The sequence below is a fragment of the Nonomuraea sp. NPDC048901 genome (assembly GCF_040649695.1).
Lineage (GTDB): Bacteria > Actinomycetota > Actinomycetes > Streptosporangiales > Streptosporangiaceae > Nonomuraea.
The window spans coordinates 253,422-271,537 of sequence record NZ_JBEZFW010000015.1 but is presented as its reverse complement, the minus strand read 5'-3'; the positions used below and the strand labels follow the sequence as shown (position 1 = coordinate 271,537).

Below are 18,116 nucleotides of genomic sequence, written 5' to 3'. Positions count from 1 at the left end.
GAGGGCGACGAAACGGGAATAAAGGGCGCATATAAGGATAAAAAGGCGCGCGCCTTGCAGGCCTGAGGGGATGAGCCCACACTGTCGTCACGCCATCATTAAGGGGGCCAGCGCGTGTGGGCTCAGATATTGACTCTGGCAGGAGTCTTGATCGGCGCAAGCGTGTCCTTCGTCTTCACATCGCGTGCTGAGAAGGCGCGCAACCAAAGAGAGATGCTCATCCGCTGGGATGTTCGCAGATATGAAGCGTTTGCGGACTATATCGGTGCGGTCACCCAGATGGCCCGGGTGGCCGGCCAGCTCACTCAGGGGCGTGGTTGGGATAAGATCGCCTGCCCGGTCGACCGCGAAGCCGGACTCGCCGCGATGGATCGATTTGAGAGCACTCGCACAGCTGCGTACGAACGTCTGGTCATGCTCGCCAGCCAGGACTGCATAGATGCCGCCGACATTCTTAACAAGGCTGTTTGGCGGCTGGAGTGGATAGCGCGAGAGGCCATTAACGGCTCGACGGAGGAATGGCAGCTAGGCCTGGATGCCTACACCTCGGCGTTGGACATATTCCAGCAGGCTGCCCGGACTTGCCTGGTACTGCCCCTGGCATCATTCGCGCGGCAGATCCATCGTCCCGCGATCGAGTCTCCTTAGGTTGCTAGGGCAGAATAGCCAGACCGTCGCAGCAACATGGCGGTTGCCTACGGCTTGCCGCAACTCATTGTCCTGATCACACAGATCGGGCCGTAATCACGGTACCAAGCAGCGGACCGCGACCTCTGCGGAGCTCGACCCGTTTACGGGACGGGTTCAACCTGTCCGGGGCTTCTTCGCGCTTCTCCAGCTCAGGCGATCACGCCACTCCCGCGATCGTCGCGAAACTCGTCCCAAAATCCTCTACGGACACTCAAAGTCATGGATCTTGCACGTAGAGCGACGATCTCTGATAGCTGTGATCCATGTCTACCTGAATGCGGCGCACCGCCGCTGTCTTCACCCTGCCCCTCGCTCTGGCCGTCCTCGCCACCCCGCCGGCGCCGCTGCCCGCAGCGCTCTGGTCCCCGCGCATCCGGCCGGGCTGCCGACCCCCATCACCGCGGCGGACGCCCGGACGGCACTGGATGTCCTGCTGGTGGCAGAGCCGCGACCAATGACTGGCTACAGCCGCGCCAAGTTCCCGCACTGGAGCGGCCAAGGAGAGGCGTGCGACTCACGCGAGGTCGTGCTGGCCCGCGACGGCCAGGGCGTCGAGCGCGACGAGCAGTGCCGCGCGACGGCCGGCAGCTGGTATTCCGAGTACGACGGCCGTACTCTCACCGCCGCCTCCCAGGTCGACATCGACCACGTCGTGCCCCTGGCGAACGCCTGGCGCAGCGGAGCCGACACCTGGACCACCCCCCAGCGCAAGGCCTTCGCGAACGACCTGCAAAACCCGCAGCTCATCGCGGTCAGCGCGGCGAGCAACCGGGCCAAGGGTGATCAGAACCCCGCGCAGTGGTAGCCCACGCTGCGCAGCTACTGGTGCACCTACTCCCGGGCCTGGGTGGACATCAAACAGCGCTACGCGCTGGCCGTGACGGCCGAGGAGAAGACCGCCCTGGCTGGGATGCTGGACACCTGCCCGGCCGACGGCGCTCGCCGTGGCCGATAACACCTCTTACGAAGACCAGGTCACCGCCGGGTCCGGCGGCGTCATGACCCAGGAGGTCGGGGTGGTGACCGGTGACCTCACTATCCGCACCGAAGCCGCCGTCGACGACGCCCAGGCGGTCCGGGTGCAGGTGCAGTACACCGGAGCCGAGGAGTGGTACACCCTCACCGGAAGCCCCGTCGCACTGGCCGGCCGTTCCGCCGAGCAGGTGCATCAGGCGGCGCTACGGGCCGCCTGCGCGGGCGCGGACGGCGGAGTGACCGCCGCGCACCTGCGGTACTGACTCCCTTGCGCTGCTACGGCGCCCGCAGCCCGGATGGGCTGCGGGCCTTCGTGGGTGGATCAATGAAAACGGGCCCCCGAGCGAACGCCCTGGGGCTTTCCGGCATGAGACGGCCATCGGCCTGCTACCTGCCACCTGCTACCGGGCTGCCCAGGTGCCGTTTGGGCAGCTGCCGGAAGCAGCCCTCCCGACTGCACACCGTGAGTTGCGCATCGTGACGCTAGGTGACTATCGTTGTCGATATAGGGTCCCCGACGACAAGGAGGCGACCCGGTGTGACCACGCCCACTCGCCCGGTACGGCTCACCACGCCGGTACGGCTCGTGCTCAGCGCATTAATGGCCGCCCACGCGGAGGATCCGCCGTGGGGCTACCGGATCTGCGCCGAGACCGAGTTGGGCCCCGGCACCGTGTACCCGATCTTGGAACGCCTCGAGCAGGCGGGCTGGATCACCGGGCAGTGGGAGGCGGACACTCCGCACGCTAGGCCCGCCCGCCGGTTGTACACCTTCTCCTCCACCGGGCGGCAGTTGTACGCCGAGGCGCTGGCTCGCAGCAGCACGCGCCGTGGCGCCCTGCTTCGTCCCGCCTGGCTGCGCTCGGCGGGCTCCCCCCAATGAGGATGAGTGCACTCCTATTCGTTCGTCGACCAGACGCGTCGTCAGCGCCAGCTGGCGGCCGCGGCGCTGTGCTCGGGCGGCGCCTTGTCGGTCACCGGCGCCGTGGTTCTGATCTTCAGCTCCTCCGCCACGCTCTGGTTCGTTCTGGGCCAGGTGGCCACCGCGACGGGCGGCACCGCGGCGGCAGTCGGGGCGCTGGTCATGGTCCACGCCGACGCCCAGCCCTGGTCGCCACGCCCTCTGGCCGTCACGCGCACGCTGTGGCGGCGCTACCCGCCGCGCCAGGTTCTCATCCTTGGACTGTGTGAGATCGCCGTCCTGATCGCCGGCCCGGCGCGCCGCTTTCGCCAGCAGGAATGGCAAGCCGATCTTCGCGAGAGCCGCACACCGCTGCGCTACGCCCTCGGTCTGGTCGCGGCGAGCGTCCGCACCAGGTTCTGCCGCTGAGACCAATATTGACCTTGCGTGCACGAACGTTCACTGTGAGAGATTGATGCTCGGGGTCGGCGGAAGGAGACGGGCGATGAGGATCGGCGTATGGGTGGTTGGTGCAGCGCTGGTGGCCTCTACCGCAGTGCTGGCGGGTCCGGCACATGCGGCATCCGGCGACCTGACATGTGATGGCGGCTACTTCCAGTTTCAGCTCCAGTCGCCGCTGAGCACCCTCGGCCAGCAGGCCTCCGCGATCGTCAGCGGAGGGCTCGTGAACTGCCACACGGCGTTGCTCTTGCCGTGACCTGCTTGTGGCGTGCACTGCCACAGGTGCACCCGAGTGCCGTTGGTGCGGGCGTTGGGCCTCTGAAACATGCCCCGGGACCACGGGTAGCCCGTGGTCCCGGGCCCGGTGCTGAGGCCCGAGGGCCTCGGCGCCGGACGTCGTTCAGGGGACGTCGACCCCGACGTGGATGTTCATGGAGATGTGGTCGCCCTCGTAGGCGGTCGTGATGCGTTCGTCGCGCCAGTACCCGCCGTACTTGAGTGCTTCGAAATGCACCTCGTGGTGCCCGCTGTCGGCCTCGAAGGTCTGCGTGACGGTGAGGTTGCTGCCGCTCCAGCGTCGATGGAAGGGCTCGGCGGCGACCTCGCGGCCGTCTTTGCGCAGTTTGAAGGCGCCTTTCATGTAGCAGTAGGTTGGGCAGTCGGAGTACCAGGCCGCACCCCAGTAGTAGAAGTAGTCGCCGGAGAGGTCGGCCCTGATGACCTTGGTGCCGTCGTCGCGCTGCTCCACGCTGACGCACAGATTTACGTTGGCCTTGGTGTAGGTGTCCTCGGATGCCATCGTCTGCGTACCACTGCTCGGGGCGCAGGCGCGGGTGAGTACGCGCTGTTGTGCCGCGGCCGGTGTGGGGGCGGCCGTGACGGCGACGACCGCCAGGGCCGCCAGGACCGTTGCGAGCGCTCGCATCCGGCGCTGCGGGTCTCCCTCGCGAGTGATGTTGCCAAGTGTGATCATTCTGTGACTTTAAGTGACGGTAGGTGGTCGCAGGTAATCTCCACTCCGGTTCGGCGAAGAGACACCTCTGCAGGATCGCCCTCCAGCCGCCCGGGCGGCGAGACCGAGGTCGAAGGGCCCCAAGGCCGGGTGTCGCCTGAAGACGGCCGACGAGGCGATGTCCAGCAAGCCGCCTTTGTGTAATCAGTCGAACGCATATAGTAGCGGGATGGGGAAATTCACAGTGAGCCACGACCTCCACGGTGAGCCGGCTGCGTTCTTCGGCTGGTTCTTCGACCGGAGCCGGGCAGAAGATCTGTACCAGGGGCATTTGGGCTACGTCGACTACAGCACTATCAGCCTTGCTGATGCTGACGGGCAGCTGACCCGCACCACCACGTTCGCCAAGCAGATGTCACTGCCCGGGCCAGTGGCAAAGCTCCTCGGCTCGGGCTTCCGCCAGACCGAGGACGGACAGTTCAACAAGTCCGCCCGCGTGTACCAGTGGAAGGTCACGCCGAGCACCATCACCGACAAGCTCCGCGAAGAAGGCACCCTGCGAGCGGAGGAACGCGGCGACGGCTGCCGCATCATCGTGGACTACGAGCTGGAAGCAAAGGTGTTCGGGGTCGGCGGCCTGCTGGAGAGCACCTTCGAGACGAACCTGCGCGAGGAGTGGGATCAGATCGCCGGTTTCTGCAACCGCCAGGCCGCAGCCTAGACATCCTCGACCGTGAGGCCAGAGCCATGGTCCGAGGGCGCCAGGCACCTGCACCCGAAGCCCTCCTGGAAACTGGGCGAAGCCCGGACCTCGGTGAGCACACTCTTGGCCGCGTCGATCAGGGGCCGTATTCGGGGGCCCGGTCGACCGGCTCCAGCCGGTCCAGTTCCCGCAGCGCGTCAATGAGAGCGGCCAGGGTGGTTTCACTTCCTGGTCTACGACGCCAAGTTCGTCCGCCGTCACGACGACGACCAGCCGTGGCTGCACGCCTTCAGCGAGGCCGGGCCGCGCGGGGAGTACGACCACCTGCGGGCCGGTCCGCCCGGCAACTGGCCCACGCCCGAGGAATGGGCGGAAGGGTTCGACCTGACCGAGGCCGATGACCGCTACTCCGAGATCAACCCCTACGACGGGCCCAAGCGGTAGGCATTGCCGAACCGCATGGGCCTGGTGATCGACATGTTCGGTAACACATGGTAACGATTCGGTGACATGTGGTACCCGGCGGGCATGCACCAGCCTTGTCGCCGCGAACAGATACGGAGATCGCCATGCGGGCAGCAACCACACGAACCCACACTCGATCCATACGGTCAATCGCCGTCGTCAAACACGGCCGTCGGCAGCGCACTGTTGACGGCCCTCATGGCCGCACCGGCCTACGCCGGCGGAACGCCGAACGTCTCCGGCAAAGCCCGCGCATCCACGGCCACCGTGGCCTCCCAATCGGGGGGCCAGGAATGGGTCCAGACCGGCCCGCTCACCTTCCTACACGCCCTCGCCGGTGCCAACAATGTCTACGAGAAGGTCTCCGAGGTCCCGGCGCTCACGATCCCCTTTCCCGGCGTGTGGGAGATCTCCTATCACGCCCGCACAGCGACCTACCCAACCGCGAACACGGGACTGTGGGTCACCACAGCGCTGTTCAAGAACGGCGCGCTCATCCCCGCAAGTGAGGCACTGTCCGGCCTCAACACCTCGAACGTCCCGGGAACCCAGAACACCATCGGGCAGACGGTCATAGAAACCTTCGCCGCCGGGGACACCGTGACGCTCCACGCCTTCCGCATCGGGCAGACCGGCACCGCCGGCGTCTACAGCAACTCCGACGGACGGACCACAGTCACGGCGCACTGGGTGAGCCCAACCTGAGCCGAACCAAAGCAACTCCCGCATTGAGGTGATCTCGCGCCGTCGGGGAAGCCGCCTCTCAGCCGTGCATGTTCTCGGAAGTTGTGGCCGTTCCGCTTCCGAGAACATGATCTTCTCGGAAGTCCAATGACCTGCGCGGACCGGCCCACTTTGGGGCTGGGGCCGGGTTCGGGAGGAGAACGCCAGGTAGAAGCTCACTTGTAGGATCCGCAGTTTCGTGTCGGATGGCAACGTCTGGACCTGCGCTTGGTGGACAGTCCGCGTGATCTGTCGGCTGTGCTGGTCCGCGCGGGCGTGTCGAATCCTCACGTCATGTCGGCTCGCTTGGAAGCTTGAGTCGAGTGGACTGAAACCCTGATCTGCCGGTCCGCCTCGGCGATCGTTATCTGGGGTTCTTTGCCACTTCTCGCAGGTTAGAGCGAGATGATCTTTTCAGGCACGTAGGGCACGTTGGCTGGCGCTGAAGGCAAGTTGCATCCAAGGCTTGTCCCGGTGTTTTGGCCGAGCTCGCGATCTGCAGTGGCGGCATCGGGTGAGGGTTGGTCTGGTCAGCGGGTGTGTCGGCGGCGGGCTGGGTCGTGCTCGGCCGTGATGCGGGCCGGAGGTCTTTTCGCCCAGGCGTACGTAGCGGCCGAGACTGGGCAGGTGCTGGTGGGGGGGCTTGGCCTGTACTTCGATCGGCACGCTGCAACACAGCGACCATGTACCGATGCAAGCAAGGCGACCAGTCCCACGCCATGAAGGTGAGACGAGCCATTTTCATGGCGCAAGGTGTATGCCGCCCCGGTGAGAATCAGCGAGACGACGTAAGCCGGCACGAGGCGTAGCCTCGACGCTGTTGATGATCAGAATCGTTTCCCGGGGAGGACATGTGATCCAGTGGACCCCTCCCCGAGGCGGCAGATCGAGAAGTCACTCGCCACCGCCGCGCAGCACAAGCCGATCGCCTGGAGGCTGATCCTTCCGCTGGAGCACACCCCGCCCGAGAAGGCGTGGTTCGACGAACTCCAGGCGCAGTACCCGAAGATCCTGCTCGCCTGGCAGGGCATCGACTGGCTTGACGAGCAGCTCGCGCGCCACGTCCAGGCGCCTGGCGGTGGGTGGCGGCGACCGCGGGAGCGTGGCTGGTCGCGCTCGGCGCGTTCACGGCGGTGACCACTCCGTTGTGGCAGCCGGGTCAGCCGGGCTGGCTCATCGCCGTCATAGGGGTGCTCGGCGGTGCGGTCATGGCGGCCACGGTCGCGGCGCTCACCGGTGCCGCTCTGGTGCGCCTGCTACGCCGTGGCCAACAGCTGTAGGACGATGGGGACAGTTCCTCGTCGTGCAAACGTGAGAGCGTGTGCCGTGCACACGGCGCCGAACGCTCGGCACTCGCCGTAGGAGGACGGTACGACGACCGGCCGGGCGGCATGGCGCCTTCGGGTCGGCTCGGTGCGCTCAGTCGCTCGGAGCCACGCCGGCTGACGCGGGGTGCAGGTTCTCCACGATCCGGACGAGCGTAAGGTTTGCCGCGGTCAGCGTCCGGACCAGCTCCTCCAGCTTCTCGACCCGCCTCTTCAACGACAGCAGTTCGACGTCGAGCGCCGACGACTCCATGACCATGCGTCCGCCGATCATGATCGGCTCACCTCCATAAGACGGTACAAGCACATGGTGGGCGCCCGCAGCCGTTGTGCGACAGCGGCGAACGTCCCCGGGTGGCAGGACCAAAGACACTGGCCGCACAGATCCGGTGAGCGGATGCCCGGGGGAAAGGAGGTGACAGTGATGAGGCCGACTTGGATGGACGCCACGGCGACAGTGGTCGCCGGGGCGAATGTCGCCATCTAGGTGGAGGCATGGACGTGATCACGCAGGCCCTTTGGGGCGCTGAACGACGCCGAGGCGGCACGCCTGCCGTTCGGACAGATCGTCCGGGTCGAGGACTACATCGCCGACGGCCGGTACGTGCTGCGCGCTGAGCTGCCCGGAATCGACCCCGACAAGGACGTCGAGGTCACCATGGGTGACGGCGTACTCCACATCCGGGCAGAGAGGACCCGCAAGGTCTCCGAGGCGCACCGATCGGAATTCTCCTACGGGTCACTGTCGCGATCGGTGACGCTGCCGGCCGCGGCCAAGACGGATGACGTCAAGGCCACCTACAACGGCGGCGTCCTGGAGGTCAGTGTGGGGCTGGCCGACGGCAAGTCTCGCAGGAAGTCCCGGACGGACCGGCCAATGGCCGGCGTAGATGAGGCGGCATCGGCCGGGGTCCGAGCACAGCCCGCTTCTGGGTATGGCCGGGCCTCACAGGCAGTGCCGGACGGCCCGTGGGTTGGTGCCGAAAGTCCCTGCCCAACGCAGGGGGCCGCGGCAAGAGTGGTGGTCATGACCATCCTGTCGCAATCCCGTTGCGGGCTCAGCGCCGTCGAAGCGGCGGAGCGGCTGGCCGCCGCCGGCCCGAACGCCCTGCCTGTGGCTCGCCACGTCTCGCCTGTGGTGTTGCTGCTGCGCGAAATGGTGCATTTCTTCGCTCTGCTGTTGTGGGGCGCCGCCGCGCTGGCCGTGTTGGCCGGGATGCCGCAGCTGGCCGTGGCGATCGCGGTGGTCGTGGTGCTCAACGGTGGCTTCGCCTTCGCCCAGGAGTACCGTGCCGATCGGGCCACGCAGCGGTTGCGGGAGCTGATCCCGGCCAACGTGGTGGTCCGGCGGGACGGCAGGCGCATGCTGATCGGCGCGGCTGATCTGGTGGTCGGGGACGTCGTGCTGCTGGAGGCGGGGGATCGGATCTCAGCCGACCTGGAGCTGGCCGAGGTGCATGCGCTGGCCGTCAACGAATCCATGCTGACCGGGGAGAGCCGTCCCGCCCGGCCACGGGAGGGTGGCCCGGCCTACGCGGGCACGTTCGTGGTCGAGGGGGAGGCCGAGGCCGTCGTGGTGGCCACTGGGGCGCGTACCCGGCTCGCCGCGATCGCCAAGCTCACCCGGGAGGCGATCAGGCCGCCCAGCCCGCTGGCCGTCCAGCTCGGCAAGATCGTCAAGATCGTCGCTGGGATCGCGGTGGCGGTCGGCACCGTGTTCTTCGGGCTGGCTGTGCTGCTGGGGATGGACCCGGGACAGGGATTCCTGTTCGCCATCGGCGTCACGGTCGCGCTGGTACCCGAAGGGCTGCTGCCCACCGTCACACTGTCCCTGGCCCGCGCCGCCCAGCGGATGGCCGCCCGCAACGCCCTGGTACGCCACCTGGAAGCGGTCGAGACGCTCGGCTCGGCCACGTTCATCTGCACCGACAAGACCGGCACGCTGACCCGCAACGAGATGACCGTGGCCGAGGTGTGGGCGCCGTCGAGCTCACCGGCCGAGGTCATGCGCACGGCGGTGCTGAGCTCCACCGGCCGCCTCAGCGGCGGCAAGCCCGTGGGCGACCCGATGGAGGTGGCCCTGCACGTCGAAGCGCTGCGTCTTGGTGCTGACGTGGAAGGGCAGGTCACCCGGCGCTTCCCGTTCGATCCGGTACGGCGCCGCGCCTCCGTCCTGGTGGACGGCGGGCTGCATCTGAAGGGCGCACCGGATGCCGTGCTGCCGCTGTGCCGGGTCGTACCCGGGGCCGATGAGGCGCTGGCCCGGATGAGCGACCACGGTCTGCGGGTGCTCGCCGTCGCGCGTGGCCGCACGGCCGAGGAGTCGGAGCTGGAACTTCTCGGTTTGGTCGGGCTGTACGACCCGCCACGCGAGGATGTGGCCGAGGCGATCGGGAAATGCCGCATCGCCGGGATCAAGCTGGCCATGGTCACCGGCGACCATCCGCGCACCGCCCGCGCCATCGCCGCCGAGGTAGGGCTGCTCGGCCCGGACGAGCTGGTGGTCACCGGGGCCGAACTGCCCGCCGACGATGCCGCACTGGGCGAGCTGCTCGACCACGACGGCGTGGTGATCGCCCGCGTGACGCCCGAGGACAAGCTGCGCATCGCCCGAGCCTTGCGCGGGCGCGGCCACGTGGTGGCGATGACCGGTGACGGTGTCAACGACGCGCCGGCGCTGCGCGAGGCCGACATCGGCATCGCCATGGGCAAGTCGGGCACCGACGTCGCCCGTGAGGCCGCCGACCTGGTGCTGCTGGACGACCACTTCGCCACCATCGTCGGCGCGGTCGAGCTGGGCCGGGCCACCTACGCCAACGTGCGCCGCTTCCTCACCTACCACCTGACCGACAACGTCGCCGAACTCACCCCGTTCGCCATCTGGGCGCTGTCCGGCGGCACCATCCCGCTGGCCCTGACCGTGCTGCAGGTGCTCGCCCTCGACATCGGCACCGACCTGCTGCCCGCCCTCGCCCTGGGCGCCGAACCGGCCAACCCGCGCACCATGCACGGCCCCGCCCGCACCGGAAACCTCATCGACCGGCGGCTACTCATCCGCGTCTTCGGCGTGCTTGGGCCCGCCCAGGCCCTGGCCGAGATGGGCGCGTTCATCGGCGTCCTGCTGCTCGGCGGCTGGCAGGTCGGCACCGCCCCGAGCCTCGGCCTGCTCGCCGCAGCCTCCGGTACGGCCTTCGCCGCCGTCGTGCTGGGCCAGTTCGCCAACGCCTTCGCCTGCCGCAGCGAATCCCGCTGGATCGGGCGCATTCGCTGGCGCACCAACCCCCTGCTGCTCGGCGCGATCGCCGTCGAAGCCGTGCTGCTGCTGGCCTTCCTCGGCCTGCCGCCCGTCTCGCACCTGCTCGGCGGCGCCTTCCCACCCGCCGCGGGATGGGCCCTGGCCGCGATGGCGATCCCCATCATGATCCTGGCCGACACCGCGCACAAGGCGTGGCAGGCAAAGCGCGCGCGTGAGGACGCGGGCTCTCCGTCGGAGACGACCGGATCAGCATCTGTTATGGCGGCACCGCCGCCTGTAAGGAGGCAACTGCCATGAACCACATCGTGCTCGGCTACGACGGCTCGGACTTCTCCGTGCAGGCCCTCGACTGGGCGCTGGACGAGGCCGAACTCAGAAGACTCCCGCTGACCGTCGCCCACGCCTGGCAGTGGCCCTACGGCGAAGCCGACGAGGAGACCAAGAACCACCTGCGCAAGGCCGCCGACCACGTACTGTGGCACGGTGCCGACTGCGCCCGCGCGACCAGTTCGGTCGTCGGCATCGAGACCGACCTGCACGAGGGCCCGGCGGCACAGCGGCTCGTCGAACTGTCCAGCGGCGCCGCCCTCGTCGTGGTCGGCTCGCGAGGGCTGCACGGGTTGCCCGGGGCCCTCGTGGGCTCAGTGGCCCGATACGTCGCCGCGCACGCCGAATGCCCGGTGATCGTCGTACGCGGACCAGGCCCGCTGCCCGCCCCCGCGCATCCAGGGCCGATCGTGGTCGCCGACAAGGAACCGACCGCCTCGGTCCTGGAGTTCGCCGTCGGCGAGGCGGACATGCGCCGGCTCGCCCTGGTCACCACCGCCGAACCTCAGACCTGGCAGGAGAGCCATCCGAACGTCGCCTCCAGAGTTCAGGAAGCGCGCGAGACGCCGGCGCTCATCGTGGCCGGTCGCAAGAGGGCTGACCATCTCGGAATGATCGCCTCGCTCCTCCAGCACGCTCCGTGCCCGGTCGCCGTGGTGGGTACCTCTATGGGCAAAGGCCCTCGGGACTGAGGGTATGTCCTGTGCGCCGATCAGCCGGGGGATCAACCTGCGGGCGTGATGCGTGTGTCCGATGGTGGCCCATCCCGGTGCACTGCGCGGGGGACAGGTAGTTCGAGACCGTCGAAATCGGCGCTGAGAAGAATCACGCTGGGCTGTCTCGCTCACCGGAACAGTCCCGTTGAACGAAACCGGACATTGGCCTGATTATCACCCAATGTCCCTTATTTACCCGTCGTCGTCTCCCCTCCCCGTCTCCGATGCCGACGGTGAACCCCAGCCGGTGGCGATCGCCTCCCCGGCCGAGCCCGACGGGTCGGCGAACAGCGTGCTGGGCAAAGTGCGGCTGATCCTTGAGGCGTTCGGCCCGGATGACGAGAGCCTCGGCCTGTCCGAGATCGTCCGCCGCACCGGCGTCGCCAAGGCGTCGGTCCACCGGCTGGCGCAGGAACTGCTGCAATGGGGCCTGCTGGAGCGGCGCGGCTCCGAGTACTGGCTGGGCATGCGCCTGTTCGAGATCGGGCAGCGCGTGCCGCGCCAGCGGATTCTGCGTGACGCGGCGCGGCCCTTCATGGAGGACCTCTACCAGGCGACGGGCGAGACCATCCATCTGGCGGTGCTGGACGGGCTGGAAGTGATCTACCTGGAGAAGGTGTCCGGTCACGGCCAGGTGTCCAGGCCGTCGCGCATCGCCGGACGCATGCCGCTGCACTGCACGGCGACCGGCAAGGCCCTGATCGCCTTCGGCCCGGGGGCGCTCTTCAACGACGTCGTGGCCACCTCCCTGACGCGCGTGACCCCCCGTACGATCACCGCGCCCAAGCTGCTGGCCCAAGAGATCCAGCAGGCGCGCAAGGCCGGGTACGCCATCGAGCGGGAGCAGACCCGCGTCGGCTATCTCAGCGTGGCCATCCCGCTGACCGGCGCCACCGGGACGGTGGTCGCGGCGCTGTCGGTGACGGCGCCGACCTTCCGCGCCGACGTCAACAAGTACGTGGGGCTGTTGAGCATGGTGAGCAGGCGCATCACGAAGTCGATCATGGTCGCCGACGGCGGCAGAAGCTGACACCGGCCACGAAGCGCCCTCGACCGGCCAGGCTCATCAGGGCCGCAGGTTACGAGGCGTCCTCGACCGGCGGGTCCGTCAGGAACATCGTCACGATCTCGGCCACTTCCGCGGCTTTGTGCTCCATGAGCGGGATCATGCCGCCGTCGACCACGGCCGACGTCACGCTCAGCGCCCCGGTGAGGTTCTCCCGGAGCGGGGCCATGGCCGGTAGCGCGAACGGGTCCGCCGCGGCGCCCAGCAGCAGCACGGATGTCTTGACCGAGCCGATCTTGTCCTCCATGTAGTACCGCGCGCACGCCCGATGCCCCTCCGCCGGATCGACTCCAGGGGCCAGTGCGTCGTGGACGAACCGGTCGAGCAGGCCCGTGGCCGGGTCGGGATAGTACGGCTGCCGCAGCCGCCACAGCGTCAGCAGGTGGTCGCCGCCGGGGGAGTGCACGGCCTCGTCCACCCCCGGACCGTCCGCGTGGGACCGGCGGAATCGGGAGTCGGTCCACGGAGTCGACGACAGGACGAGCAGCCCGACCCGCTCCGGCGCGGACGCCGCCAGCTCGACGGCCACCACGCCGCCGGTGTGGTGGCCCAGGACGTCGGCGCACTCGATGTCCAGGGCGTCCAGCAGGGCCAGCGCGCCCGCCGCGAAGAGCTCGATCGTGTGGGGTGCCGGGGCCTTCGCGCTGGCCCCGAAACCGACCATGTCCATGGCGATGACGCGCCGGTGCGGCGCCAGGAGGGGGATCAGCTCCCGGAACTCGTCCCAGGACCTGGGGGTCTGATGCAGGAGCAAGAGAGGGCGGCCCGCGCCCTGCTCGGCGTAGTGCAGCTGGCCGAACGGCGAGTCGGCGTACCCGAATCGAAGGGGCGGCGTAATGTCCAAAACGTCCTCTTATGTCGGCCGGAGGTAAGGTTGGCTTTCCCATCCGGAGTCTTGCCGGGCGCATCGGCGATCACTACCGGAGGGGACCGGTGACCGGACCGGCGTGAAGGAGTCCCGATGTCGTCACAGATGTTCGCTGAGGCGTCCGGCTCCGGCGATGGCGCGGACTATCCCAACTCGGTCCTCGGCAAGGCCCAGCTCCTGCTGGGCGCCTTCGAGTCGGGGGCCTTCGAGCTCCGGCTCAGCGAGCTCAGCCGGCGCTCAGGGGTGCCGAAGGCGTCGGCGTACCGGCTCGCGCAGGAGCTGGTGCAATGGGGGCTGCTCGAACGCAGGGGGGACGTCTACCAGCTCGGCATGCGGGTCTTCGAGCTGGGGCAGCGGGTGCCGGTGGCGGCGGTGCTGCGCCGGGTGGCCCGGCCCCTGCTCATCGACCTGTTCGCCGCCACCCGGGCGACCATCCACCTGGCGGTCCTCGACGGCGGCCATGTGCTGTACGTGGAGAAGGTCGCGGGGGAGGCGAACGTCCACACGCACTCCCTGGTGGGCGGGCGGCTGCCCGCGTCGTGCACGGCGACGGGGAAGGTGCTGCTCGCGACGTGCCCCGACAGGGAGGAGCGGCTCCGCCGCCTCGCGCTGACCGGCTGGCCCTCCCTGACGCCACGGACGGTCGGGTCCGTCGAAGACCTGCGGCGGCAGCTTGAGGTGGTCCGGCAACGCGGTTACGCGGTCGAGACGGAGGAGATCCTGCTGGGGTTCGGCAGCATGGCGGTGCCCGTCGCGCTCGCCGACGGAACGGTCGTCGCGTCGGTGTCGGCCGCGGCACCGGTGGCGCGCCTGGTGACCAGGCGGCTGCTGCCCGAACTCCGCTCGACCGCCGCGGGCATCGCCCTGGCCATCGACCGCCGGACATGACCTGGCCGAGGCCGAGGACTTCTCGGCCTCGGAGGCTCAGGCGACGCGGTCCCGGCCCGGCCTCGCTTCAGAAGAGCTCAGGCGACGCGGTCCCGGTCGGCGGCGAGTTGGAGGGCCACGTCGATGATCATGTCCTCCTGCCCGCCGACATACCCCGCCTCGCCGACCCGCTGCAGGATCTCGTGCGCGGGCACGTCGTACCTCAGCGCGGCCCGCTCGGCGTGCAGCAGGAAGCTGGAGTACACCCCGGCGTACCCCTGGGTGATCGCGGAGCGGTCGGCGAACGGCAGGCGCGGCAGGAACGGCTTGACCACGTCCTCGGCGGCGGCGAGCGCGCCTTGAACGTCCACGCCGGTCGGGACGCCGAGCCGTTCGAACGTGGCGACCAGCACCTCGGTTGGCGCGTTGCCCGCCCCGGCGCCGAGCGCGCACAAAGCGCCGTCGATCTGGCGGGCGCCGTTCTGGGCGGCCAGGACCGAGTTGGCCACGCCGAGAGATAGGTTCTGGTGGCCGTGGAAGCCGACCTGCGCCTCGTGGCCGATCTCGGCGACCAGCGCGCTGACGCGCGCCTGCGCCTCGCCGAGCACGAGGGCGCCGGCGGAGTCCACCACGTAGACGCACTGGGCGCCGCCGTCCACCATGATCCGCGCCTGCCGGGCCAGCTCGGCCGGGCCGACGCGGTGCGACAGCATGAGGAAGCCGACGGTCTCCATGCCCAGCTCGCGAGCGGCGGCGAAGTGCTGGAGGGAGACGTCCGCCTCGGTGCAGTGGGTGGCGATCCTGGCCACCGACGCGCCCGCGCCGTGCGCCTGCTTGAGATCTTCCACCGTGCCGAGGCCGGGCAGCAGCAGTACGGCGATCTCGGCGGAGACCGCCTCGTCCACCGCGGCGGCGACCAATTTGATGTCGTCCTCGAGAGAGAACCCGTAGTTGAAGGACGAACCGCCGAGACCGTCACCGTGCGTGACCTCGATCACCTCTACCCCGGCCTGGTCCAGGGCGTGGACGACACCACGTACCTGCTCCTCGGTGAAGCGGTGGGCCATGGCGTGGCTGCCGTCACGCAGTGTGGAGTCAGTGAGCCTGATCTTGTCGCCAAAACTCTTGTCAGTCACGCGGAGACCTTTCCGAGCGCGAGCTGCTCGCCCACGCGGGCGGCCGCGGCGGTCATGATGTCGAGGTTGCCGGCCCACGGCGGCAGGTAGTCGCCGTTGCCGCGCACCTCCAGGAACACGGCCACGCGGGCATGACCGTTCCAGACCTCGCGCGGGCCGTCGAACTGGGGATCGGCGCGCAGGGCGTAGCCGGGCACGTACGCGGCGACGTCGGCCACCATCGCGTGGATCGAGGCGGCGATGGCGTCGGTGTCGGCGTCGGCGGGGATCGCGCAGAACACGGTGTCTCGCATGATCATCGGCGGGTCGACCGGGTTGAGAATGATGATCGCCTTGCCGCGGTCCGCGCCGCCGACCTGTTCGATCGCGCGGGCGGTGGTCTGGGTGAACTCGTCGATGTTGGCCCGGGTGCCCGGCCCGGCCGAGCGGGAGGCGATCGAGGCGACGATCTCGGCGTACGGCACCGGCACCATGCTGGAGACCGCGTGCACGATCGGGATCGTCGCCTGCCCGCCACACGTGATCATGTTGAGGTTGGGCACGTCCGACAGGCCGGCCAGGTTCACCGGGGGGCACACGAACGGTCCGGCGGCGGCGGGCGTCAGGTCGATGGCCTTGATCCCGGCCTCGGCGTAGCGCGGGGCGTTGGCCAGGTGCGCCTTGGCCGAGGTGGCCTCGAAGACCAGGTCCGGCAGCCGGTCCTGGGCCAGGAGCCAGTCCACACCGCCCGCGGACGCCTCGACGCCGAGGGCGCGGGCACGGGCCAGGCCGTCGGAGGCCGGGTCCACCCCGACCATGGAGTGCACGTCGATCGCTTCGCTGCGCAGCAGCTTGACCAGCAGGTCGGTGCCGATGTTCCCGGGGCCGACGATGGCGGCGCTCAGCCTGGTCAAGCGATCTCCTCCTGGAAACGGGCGGTCACGGTGCCGATCCCGGCGAAGGTGGCGCTGACGATGTCCCCAGCGGTGACCGGGATGGCCACGGTGATCGAGCCGGGCAGGACGACGTGTCCCGCCTCCAGGGCGACACCCTGCTCACCGAGGGTGTTGGCCAGCCAGACCAGCGCGTTGAGCGGGGAACCGAGCACGGCGCCGCCCGCCCCCGTCTGGACCAGGTCGCCGTTGCGGTGCAGCAGGCAGCCGGCCAGCGCCAGGTCCACGGTCTCCAGCCGGATCGGGCGGGTGCCGAGCACCACGCCGCCGCTGGAGGCGTTGTCGGCGATGGTGTCGGCCAGGGTGATCCGCCAGTCCGCGATCCGGGAGTCGATGATCTCCAGAGCGGGCAGCAGGAAGTCCACCGCCGCGACGGCCTCGGCCGTGGTCACCCCGGGCCCGGACAGGGGGCGCTTGAGCACGAAGGCGATCTCCGGCTCGATCCGCGGCTGCAGGAAGCGGCGGGTGTCGATCGGGGCGCCGTCCAGGTGGAACATGGAGTCCAGCAGGTGTCCGTAGTCGGGCTGGTCCACGCCGAGCTGGCGGCGCATCGCCGCCGAGGTCAGGCCGACCTTGTGACCTTTGACGACCGCGCCGTCCGCGACCAGGGCGTCGATCTGGTGGCGCTGGATGGCGTACGCGTCCGCCACCGACAGCTCCGGATAAGTGGTGGTAAGTGGCTGGATCGGGTCGCCGGTACGGTACGCCGCCAGCAGATCGGCGGCGGCCTTCTCCACGGAGCCTGGCTCCACAATCGCTCCTCTCGCAGTTCTTGACATGGGTCGTTCAGAAGTGCCGACGCGGCCGGAAGGGGGCCGCGCCGGCGGTGGGCGTCAGCCCTGGGTCTGCGAGGGGAACGTGCTGTGCATCCAGCGGGCCGACACCTGAGCGCTCTCGTAGGGGTCGGCGATGTCGGGACGGTCCACCTCGACCATCAGCCACCCGTCGAAGTCGCCGGGCAGGTTGCCGATGATGCCGGGCAGGTCGAGCTCACCCCGGCCGGGTTCGACCCACAGCCCGGCGAGGACGGTCTGCTGGTAACCCCAGTCCTTCTCGCGCCCTTCGGCGGCGACGCTGAGCCGGCAGTCCTTCACGTGCACGAACGGGATCCGCTCGGCGTAGTCCTTTACGAACCGGCCGACGTCGGCGCCGGCCCACGCCAGGTGCCCCGTGTCGGGCAGGAAGCCGAGCCGGGAGGCCGGAATGGCGTCGAGCACCGCCCGGCCCTCCTCCTCGGTCTCGATCCAGGTGCCGACGTGCGGGTGCAGCGACGGCCGGACGCCCTCGGCGACCATGGCGTCGGCGATCCGTCCGATCAGCGCCGTCACCGCCTCCACACGGGAGTCGTCGGCGTCGTACGCCTGCGCGGGGTGCGCCACCCGCGGCTTGTCCTTGCCCATGCCCATGCCCAGACCGATCTCGGTCAGGCCGAGCCGGGCATGCTGGCGGGCGGTCTCGGCGGCGCCGGCCACGACGTCGTCCTCGGTGCCGTCCCTGCCGTCCGAGCGGCAGACGAAGTAGCCAGGAGCGAGCGTCAGGCCGGTCTCGTCCAGGAGCGCCTGGTACTGCTCCACGGTCCAGCCGGCCGGGACCTCCGCCATGACGACGTCGAATCCGGCCTGCTTGATCAGGGACAGCCGCTGCTTCGGCTCGGGCGCGAGGGACGGGTCCAGCCATCCGTCGGCGCTGGCCATCCATTGGATCGGGTTGAGCGCGATCTTCGGTGTGCCGGACATATGGCTTCCTTTCAAT

The 18,116-nt window shown here is 69.1% G+C and carries 21 protein-coding genes; 14 read left to right on the top strand and 7 right to left on the bottom strand.

Annotation, left to right across the window (positions count from 1 at the left end):
- Positions 1-147 precede the first annotated feature (147 nt).
- From AB0C30_RS41325 to AB0C30_RS41300, 6 genes are all read left to right on the top strand, one after another.
- A complete protein-coding gene (locus AB0C30_RS41325; protein ID WP_357954362.1) occupies positions 148-648 on the top strand; it encodes a hypothetical protein in 501 nt (166 codons plus the stop codon).
- A gap of 496 nt (positions 649-1,144) precedes the next feature.
- Positions 1,145-1,495 carry a DUF1524 domain-containing protein gene (locus AB0C30_RS41320; protein ID WP_357954360.1) on the top strand — a complete coding sequence of 117 codons (351 nt, stop codon included), beginning with the start codon at positions 1,145-1,147 and terminating at the stop codon, positions 1,493-1,495.
- 139 nt (positions 1,496-1,634) lie between these two features.
- On the top strand, positions 1,635-1,928 hold the full coding sequence (locus tag AB0C30_RS41315) for a hypothetical protein (RefSeq protein ID WP_357954358.1): 294 nt from the start codon (positions 1,635-1,637) through the stop codon (positions 1,926-1,928).
- A gap of 275 nt (positions 1,929-2,203) precedes the next feature.
- Positions 2,204-2,548 carry a helix-turn-helix transcriptional regulator gene (locus AB0C30_RS41310; RefSeq protein WP_357954356.1) on the top strand — a complete coding sequence of 115 codons (345 nt, stop codon included), beginning with the start codon at positions 2,204-2,206 and terminating at the stop codon, positions 2,546-2,548.
- A 6-nt stretch (positions 2,549-2,554) separates the two neighbouring features.
- Positions 2,555-2,995, top strand: a complete 441-nt coding sequence (locus AB0C30_RS41305) for a hypothetical protein (RefSeq protein WP_357954354.1) — start codon at positions 2,555-2,557, stop codon at positions 2,993-2,995.
- Between the two features lie 76 nt (positions 2,996-3,071).
- On the top strand, positions 3,072-3,284 hold the full coding sequence (locus tag AB0C30_RS41300) for a hypothetical protein (RefSeq protein ID WP_357954352.1): 213 nt from the start codon (positions 3,072-3,074) through the stop codon (positions 3,282-3,284).
- A gap of 144 nt (positions 3,285-3,428) precedes the next feature.
- Here the strand turns inward: AB0C30_RS41300 and AB0C30_RS41295 are convergent, their stop codons facing one another.
- Positions 3,429-4,001 (bottom strand): hypothetical protein, encoded by a 573-nt coding sequence (locus tag AB0C30_RS41295; RefSeq protein ID WP_357954351.1) that lies wholly within the window; start codon positions 3,999-4,001, stop codon positions 3,429-3,431.
- A gap of 208 nt (positions 4,002-4,209) precedes the next feature.
- On the opposite strand from AB0C30_RS41295, the gene AB0C30_RS41290 reads away from it, so the two are divergent.
- From AB0C30_RS41290 to AB0C30_RS41275, 4 genes are all read left to right on the top strand, one after another.
- Positions 4,210-4,701 (top strand): DUF2505 family protein, encoded by a 492-nt coding sequence (locus tag AB0C30_RS41290; protein WP_357954349.1) that lies wholly within the window; start codon positions 4,210-4,212, stop codon positions 4,699-4,701.
- A 645-nt stretch (positions 4,702-5,346) separates the two neighbouring features.
- On the top strand, positions 5,347-5,853 hold the full coding sequence (locus AB0C30_RS41285) for a hypothetical protein (RefSeq protein ID WP_357954347.1): 507 nt from the start codon (positions 5,347-5,349) through the stop codon (positions 5,851-5,853).
- Between the two features lie 879 nt (positions 5,854-6,732).
- Positions 6,733-7,008: a hypothetical protein gene (locus tag AB0C30_RS41280; RefSeq protein WP_357954345.1), complete on the top strand. Its 276-nt coding sequence runs from the start codon at positions 6,733-6,735 to the stop codon at positions 7,006-7,008.
- A complete protein-coding gene (locus AB0C30_RS41275) occupies positions 7,005-7,151 on the top strand; it encodes a hypothetical protein (RefSeq protein ID WP_357954343.1) in 147 nt (48 codons plus the stop codon). The genes AB0C30_RS41280 and AB0C30_RS41275 overlap by 4 nt, the downstream gene beginning before the upstream one ends.
- 139 nt (positions 7,152-7,290) lie before the next feature.
- Here AB0C30_RS41275 and AB0C30_RS41270 read toward each other — a convergent pair whose 3' ends face one another.
- Positions 7,291-7,470, bottom strand: coding sequence for a hypothetical protein (locus tag AB0C30_RS41270; protein WP_225296999.1), 180 nt, complete (start codon positions 7,468-7,470; stop codon positions 7,291-7,293).
- A 330-nt stretch (positions 7,471-7,800) separates the two neighbouring features.
- On the opposite strand from AB0C30_RS41270, the gene AB0C30_RS41265 reads away from it, so the two are divergent.
- From AB0C30_RS41265 to AB0C30_RS41255, 3 genes are all read left to right on the top strand, one after another.
- A complete protein-coding gene (locus AB0C30_RS41265) occupies positions 7,801-10,749 on the top strand; it encodes an HAD-IC family P-type ATPase (protein ID WP_357954341.1) in 2,949 nt (982 codons plus the stop codon).
- Positions 10,746-11,471 (top strand): universal stress protein, encoded by a 726-nt coding sequence (locus AB0C30_RS41260; RefSeq protein WP_357954339.1) that lies wholly within the window; start codon positions 10,746-10,748, stop codon positions 11,469-11,471. Before AB0C30_RS41265 ends, AB0C30_RS41260 begins: the two co-directional genes overlap by 4 nt.
- A gap of 205 nt (positions 11,472-11,676) precedes the next feature.
- Entirely contained in the window at positions 11,677-12,525 is an 849-nt protein-coding gene (locus AB0C30_RS41255) for an IclR family transcriptional regulator (protein WP_357954336.1), read from the top strand.
- Between the two features lie 49 nt (positions 12,526-12,574).
- On the opposite strand, the gene AB0C30_RS41250 is transcribed toward AB0C30_RS41255, so the two are convergent.
- Positions 12,575-13,405 (bottom strand): alpha/beta fold hydrolase, encoded by an 831-nt coding sequence (locus tag AB0C30_RS41250; protein ID WP_357954334.1) that lies wholly within the window; start codon positions 13,403-13,405, stop codon positions 12,575-12,577.
- A 117-nt stretch (positions 13,406-13,522) separates the two neighbouring features.
- On the opposite strand from AB0C30_RS41250, the gene AB0C30_RS41245 reads away from it, so the two are divergent.
- On the top strand, positions 13,523-14,317 hold the full coding sequence (locus AB0C30_RS41245) for an IclR family transcriptional regulator (RefSeq protein WP_357954332.1): 795 nt from the start codon (positions 13,523-13,525) through the stop codon (positions 14,315-14,317).
- A 77-nt stretch (positions 14,318-14,394) separates the two neighbouring features.
- Here the strand turns inward: AB0C30_RS41245 and dmpG are convergent, their stop codons facing one another.
- The 4 genes from dmpG to AB0C30_RS41225 all read right to left on the bottom strand — a co-directional run bounded on the left by dmpG (position 14,395) and on the right by AB0C30_RS41225 (position 18,100).
- Positions 14,395-15,432: a 4-hydroxy-2-oxovalerate aldolase gene (gene dmpG / locus AB0C30_RS41240; protein ID WP_357954330.1), complete on the bottom strand. Its 1,038-nt coding sequence runs from the start codon at positions 15,430-15,432 to the stop codon at positions 14,395-14,397.
- Complete coding sequence (locus AB0C30_RS41235; protein WP_357954328.1) at positions 15,429-16,325, bottom strand: acetaldehyde dehydrogenase (acetylating); 897 nt, start codon at positions 16,323-16,325, stop codon at positions 15,429-15,431. Before AB0C30_RS41235 ends, dmpG begins: the two co-directional genes overlap by 4 nt.
- The gene (locus AB0C30_RS41230; protein WP_357954326.1) at positions 16,322-17,116 is read right to left on the bottom strand and encodes a 2-keto-4-pentenoate hydratase; all 795 of its coding nucleotides are present in this window, start codon (positions 17,114-17,116) and stop codon (positions 16,322-16,324) included. The genes AB0C30_RS41235 and AB0C30_RS41230 overlap by 4 nt, the downstream gene beginning before the upstream one ends.
- A gap of 81 nt (positions 17,117-17,197) precedes the next feature.
- Positions 17,198-18,100 (bottom strand): sugar phosphate isomerase/epimerase, encoded by a 903-nt coding sequence (locus AB0C30_RS41225; protein WP_357954324.1) that lies wholly within the window; start codon positions 18,098-18,100, stop codon positions 17,198-17,200.
- Between the last annotated feature and the right edge of the window lie 16 nt (positions 18,101-18,116).